Source organism: Streptomyces sp. NPDC101151 (genome assembly GCF_044768335.1).
GTDB lineage: Bacteria > Actinomycetota > Actinomycetes > Streptomycetales > Streptomycetaceae > Streptomyces.
The window spans coordinates 1-2882 of record NZ_JBIWPP010000115.1; the positions used below are offsets into that span (position 1 = coordinate 1).

General features: G+C 66.7%; 3 protein-coding genes and 3 pseudogenes. 4 read left to right on the top strand and 2 right to left on the bottom strand.

Translation table 11 applies throughout. From position 1 onward, the window contains the following. Positions 1–270, top strand: a pseudogene (locus tag ACIRU3_RS47510) (IS5/IS1182 family transposase); the annotation flags it as partial. 319 nt (positions 271–589) lie between these two features. Next, positions 590–685 (top strand): annotated as a pseudogene (locus ACIRU3_RS47515) (DUF5133 domain-containing protein); the annotation flags it as partial. Positions 686–727: 42 nt separating this feature from the next. Here ACIRU3_RS47515 and ACIRU3_RS47520 read toward each other — a convergent pair. Then, a pseudogene (locus tag ACIRU3_RS47520) lies at positions 728–982 on the bottom strand (hypothetical protein); the annotation flags it as partial. Between the two features lie 68 nt (positions 983–1050). On the opposite strand from ACIRU3_RS47520, the gene ACIRU3_RS47525 reads away from it, so the two are divergent. Beyond that, a complete protein-coding gene (locus ACIRU3_RS47525) occupies positions 1051–1581 on the top strand; it encodes a GNAT family N-acetyltransferase (protein WP_404070668.1) in 531 nt (176 codons plus the stop codon). Positions 1582–1650: 69 nt separating this feature from the next. Beyond that, positions 1651–1995 (top strand): transposase, encoded by a 345-nt coding sequence (locus ACIRU3_RS47530; protein WP_404070672.1) that lies wholly within the window; start codon positions 1651–1653, stop codon positions 1993–1995. 213 nt (positions 1996–2208) lie between these two features. Here the strand turns inward: ACIRU3_RS47530 and ACIRU3_RS47535 are convergent. Continuing rightward, positions 2209–2882 (bottom strand): transposase (locus ACIRU3_RS47535; protein WP_404070675.1); only part of this gene is annotated, 674 nt, incomplete at its 5' end.

Genomic DNA, 2882 nt, shown 5'->3' on the forward strand with positions numbered 1-2882 from the left:
GACGCCGGGTATCGGGGCTTGGCCAAAGACTTCCCCGGCCAGGTGACCGCTCCGCCGAAGAAGCCCGGCAAGGACGCAGATGCCGAAGAGATCGCCGCCTGGGAGGCAGCACGCAAAGCGCAGTCCTCCCGCAGGATCCCGGTCGAGCACGCCAACGCCGAACACAAGCAATGGCGGACCCTCCAGCGATACACCGGACGCCGCGAGTACTACGACGAGACCCACCTCGCCATTGCCGGGCTGGTCTCCGACCGCACCGCCGAGCGGTAATCACACATCAGCCGAACCACCAGGCCAACACGTCCCGACCTCATTCGTACACCACGTCGTAACGGAAGCCCGCAGCCCTCTGGTCTGGCTCGCCGGCGCCGGTGTCGATGGTGTTGACGCGGCAGGTAGTGCCGGAAGCTTTCCCTGCACTGCGAGTTGACGCCACCTCAGGCAACTGCGGCTTTGATGGTCCTTCGATCCTGCGCACCGCTCCGCTGGCAGTCCGCCACTGCTCGGGATGCGGCGGCCGCGGAGGGCTGTCACCGTGTGGGAAAGCGTGGTGGATACGGGATGGACCGGAATCGAGGCGGCCATGATCATGGCGGTCCCTTCGCGCCTGCGGGAGCTGGTTGAACGATGCGAAACGCTCAGGCGCCGTGTGGCCGCCGCCGGGAGTGCCGAGGATGCCCGTCGGCTTGAGGACGCGACATGCACCCTCTGCGTCATCACCGGCACCCGCCAACTGGACGCTGCGTCCTGTTGGATGAAACCGAAACCCTTTTCCGCGTTGAACCACTTCGTGCGAGCCGGCGGAGGCGACCATGTCGGTCGGGTCTTCGCCCGGTTCCAGGCAGACGGGCACGATGATGCGGGCGATCTTGGTGGTGCCGTCATGGTTGGGGCGCAGAGCGCGGCCGATGTTCTGGACGATTTCGACCTGGGAGCCGCGGGTGTCGGCGAAGCAGATCGCTTCCACTCCGCGTTCCCCGGTAGGCGGGTTGCAGCCAATCTTGCGTTGTGCAATCTGCTCCCCAGGTATGGACCTATAGGATCAGCGCCATGCCTGCCGTCTTCCGAACCCGCCGACTCGCCATCCGCGCGTTCACAGCGGCCGACGCACCCGCTGCATTCGCAATGTGGTCTGACCCAGAGGTGTGCCGATACACGGGGGATGAGCCGGCCGCCGACCTCTCTGTGATCGTCGCGGATATTGCCCGCTGGCGGAAGGTCGCTGCCCGGGGGCCGGGCTGTGGCTTCTGGGCCGTCGATGCGGACGGTGTCGGCTTCGTCGGCGACGTCTACGTACGCCCCTTTGACGGTATCCCCGGCGAGCACGAGATCGGCTGGCACTTCGCCCGCCCGCACTGGGGCCGCGGCTACGCCACCGAGGCTGCCGCAGCAGCCGTCGGGCATGCCCACGCCGCGGGCGTCTCACGCCTTGTGGCACCTATCGACCCGGGCCACCGCGCGTCCCTGCGGGTCGCCAAGAAGGCGGGCCTGCTTCCCGAGGGACTCTCCGGCCGCTACGCCCCTGGAGAGCCCCCGTCCGCTGTCTTCGCCAGCACAGTGACAGCGCGCCCTGCTCTCTGACGCCTCCCCCTCGTAAAGGACTCCGTTGGGAAATCCGTAAACCGGTGATGATGAGTGTGCCGGGCTGCCATGATCGGCCTGTTCGCTGATCGAGGGTGGGGCTGGATGTCGCTGGAGCCGCGGGCTGATCGCGGAGTGCCGGAGCTGACTGCGCGTGTGGTGCGGGCTTCGTTCCCGAAGGGGACGCTTGCGGTCCGTGTCCGTGAGGCGCTCGGTCCGCTGTTCGAGGACGAGTCCTTTGCCGAGGCGTTCCCCGGACGGGGGCGGCCGGCGGTCTCGCCCGGGGCATTGGCGCTGGTGTCGGTGCTGCAGTATGCCGAAGGGCTCACCGACCGGCAGGCTGCTGACCAGGTCCGGGCCCGGATGGACTGGAAGTTCCTCCTCGGTCTTGAGCTGGACGACCCGGGGGTTTGACTTCTCCGTCCTTTGCGATTTCCGTGCCCGGTTAATCGAGCACGGCCTGGAGGAGAAGGTCCTGGACCTGGTCCTTGAGCGAATCTCCGGGATCGGGCTGCTGCGCGCGGGGGGCCGTCAGCGGACCGACTCCACCCACGTGCTCGCGGCGGTGCGGACGTTGAACCGGATGGAGTTCCGGTGCGTGTCAAGTCAAATGAGACGTGTGTGATGTTATGAGGCTTGTGGTTGGGGTTCCCTGCGCTTGGCGGGATCGTTGATCCATGCCTGAGCGGGTATCTCGGGTGGGCGGGGGCGGCGGGTGAAGCGTTCGGGGTGGCGTTCGTAGGCTTCGGTGAGGGCGACGGCTCGCTGGTCGCGGACCTGTTCGGCGGTGCCGAAGTGGACGGAGGCCGGGGTGTGCAGGCCGATGCCGGAATGCCTGTGCTCGTGGTTGTAGTAGCTGATGAACGCGTCCATCCACTCGCGGGCGTGAGCGAGGGAGTCGAAGCGGTCGGGGAAGTCCGGCTGGTACTTGGTGGTCTTGAAGTGGCTCTCGATGTAGGGGTTGTCGTTGCTCGTCTTCGGCCGGGAGTGGCTTCTGGTGATGCCGAGGTCGATGAGGAGCTGGGAGACCTTCTTCGAGGTCATCGAGGTGCCGCGGTCCGCATGCACGGTCTCGGGCACGATGCCGTTGCGTTCAATGGTCTCGCGGATCAGCTCTTCGGCCCGTTCGGCTGATTCGGCCCGCTCCACGGTGTGGCCGACGATGTAACGACTGTAGATGTCGATGATCACGTAGGCGTGGTACCAAATCCCCTTCTCCGGTCCGGCGAGCTTGGTGATGTCCCAGCTGAGGACCTGCGACGGCGCGGTCGCGACGAGTTCGGGGACGGTCTTGGCGGGGT

What these genes read in the sequence shown, in the direction of transcription:
- ACIRU3_RS47525 (WP_404070668.1), top strand. Translation starts at nt 1,051, where the DNA reads ATGCCTGCCGTCTTCCGAACCCGCCGACTCGCCATCCGCGCGTTCACA.
- ACIRU3_RS47530 (WP_404070672.1), top strand. Translation starts at nt 1,651, where the DNA reads ATGATCGGCCTGTTCGCTGATCGAGGGTGGGGCTGGATGTCGCTGGAG.